Origin of the sequence: Vibrio sp. 1727 (genome assembly GCF_033344415.1) — a bacterium.
Classification (GTDB): Bacteria; Pseudomonadota; Gammaproteobacteria; order Enterobacterales; family Vibrionaceae; genus Vibrio; species Vibrio alginolyticus.
On the sequence record NZ_JAWPOT010000419.1, the window covers coordinates 1 to 612 of the forward strand.

A 612-nucleotide genomic window follows, 5' to 3' on the forward strand; every position below is an offset into this window, starting at 1 on the left:
CCGTCCATTGAACCGTGGAAGTCGGCTTCGTTCGCAACTTCTTTACGGCGCAGACGAGCGGTTTCTTGATCGATCAAACCGGCGTTTAAGTCCGCATCGATTGCCATTTGTTTACCCGGCAGGGCATCCAATGTAAAACGCGCGGAGACTTCTGAAATACGTTCACCACCTTTGGTGATAACCACAAAGTTAATGATCATTAAGATGATGAAGACCACCATACCGACAACGTAGTTGCCGCCGATCACCACTTCACCGAAAGCTTGAATGACTTTACCAGCGGCATCGCCACCGTTATGGCCTTCTAGCAATACGATTCGGGTTGAGGCGACGTTCAGCGTTAGGCGAAGTAAGGTTGCCACCAACAAAATGGTTGGAAAAACAGAAAAGTCGAGTGGTCGCTTTGCTGTGGTACTGACCAGCAATACCAAGATCGCCAATACGATGTTAAAAGTAAACAGCGCATCCAATAGCAATGGTGGTAATGGCAAAATAACCATCGCCAGAATCATCAGCAAAACAATGGGGATGCCAATGTAGCCTTTGGTTGAGGTTTGAAGTTGTTTTAACCGAGTAAGCATACTTTCGTGTCCTTGGATAAACGCGGGTTAA

At 47.1% G+C, this 612-nt stretch carries 1 protein-coding gene; it reads right to left on the bottom strand.

Annotated features, from left to right (window positions below):
- The coding region (locus tag R8O10_RS26090) for an FHIPEP family type III secretion protein (protein ID WP_318192079.1) at positions 1–581 on the bottom strand (581 nt) is incomplete at its 3' end.
- Positions 582–612 lie beyond the last annotated feature (31 nt).